Genomic DNA, 1,218 nt, shown 5'->3' with positions numbered 1-1,218 from the left:
CTCGCTGGTGGCCTCGGACCGCAGCCGGACGGAGCCCGGCACGCGCCTCTGCACCGCCACCCGGCGCGGCGAGGCCGCCAGGGCGACGTCGGCCGCGCACGCCAGGACCACGACCGTGGCCCAGATGAGCACCGTCCCGTTGGCCGGCCAGATCAGTACGGGCACCACGCCGAGCCCCATCAGGGCGGCGGCCCGCCACGTCACGACCATGCGGCCCTCAGCGCGGCACGGGCACGGAGGCCAGCACCGTGTCCAGCACGCCCTCGGCGGTGACGCCCTCCAGCTCGGCCTCGGCGCGCAGCTGCACGCGGTGCCGCAGCGTCGGGTGGGCCAGCGCCTTGATGTCGTCGGGCGTCACGAACGAGCGTCCCGACAGCCATGCCCAGGCCCGCGCCGTGCGCAGCAGCGCGGTGGCGCCACGCGGCGAGACGCCGAGCGAGAGGGACGGCGAGAACCGGGTGGCGCGGCACACGTCGACCGCGTAGCCGAGCACCTCGCGCGACACCTGGACGAGGGCGACCTCGGCGCGGGCGCGCTCCAGCACGCTCGCGTCGGCGACGGGGGTGACCCCGGCGGCGGCCAGGTCGCGGGGGTCGAAACCGGCGGCGTGCCGGGCCAGGACCTCGACCTCCTGGTCGCGCTCGGGCAGCGGCAGCACCAGCTTGAGCAGGAACCGGTCGAGCTGGGCCTCGGGCAGCGGGTAGGTGCCCTCGTACTCGACGGGGTTCTGGGTGGCGATGACCAGGAACGGGTCGGGCAGCAGCCGGGGCGTGCCGTCCACCGAGACCTGCCGCTCCTCCATCGCCTCGAGCAGGGACGCCTGGGTCTTCGGGGGCGTGCGGTTGATCTCGTCCGCCAGCACCAGGTTGGTGAACACGGGGCCCTCGCGGAACGAGAACTCGGCCGTGCGCGCGTCGTAGACGAGCGAGCCCGTCACGTCACCGGGCATGAGGTCGGGCGTGAACTGGACGCGCTTGGTGTCCAGCTTCAGCGCCGCCGCCAGGGTGCGGACCAGGAGCGTCTTGGCGACGCCCGGCACACCCTCCAGGAGCACGTGGCCCTGGCACAGCAGCGCGATGAGCAGGCTGGTCACGGCCGCGTCCTGTCCGACGACGGCCTTGCCCACCTCCGTGCGGACGGCCGCCAGGGCGGAACGCAGCTCCTGCGACGGGGCAGGCGGAGCGCTCGGGGCGGCCGCCGGCGCGGGCGCGGCGTCGG

At 75.4% G+C, this 1,218-nt stretch carries 1 protein-coding gene and 1 pseudogene; both read right to left on the bottom strand.

What is annotated here, in order from left to right; genetic code table 11:
• Window positions 1–210: pseudogene (locus PROKR_RS35490) on the bottom strand (DUF58 domain-containing protein); the annotation flags it as partial.
• A 7-nt stretch (window positions 211–217) separates the two neighbouring features.
• Window positions 218–1,218: AAA family ATPase (locus PROKR_RS19410; protein ID WP_245605890.1), on the bottom strand; the 1,001-nt coding region annotated here is incomplete at its 5' end.

This window comes from Promicromonospora kroppenstedtii DSM 19349, from assembly GCF_000515355.1.
Lineage (GTDB): Bacteria > Actinomycetota > Actinomycetes > Actinomycetales > Cellulomonadaceae > Promicromonospora > Promicromonospora kroppenstedtii.
The sequence above is the reverse complement of the archived record's forward strand: the minus strand, read 5'-3'. Positions and strand labels throughout refer to the sequence as shown.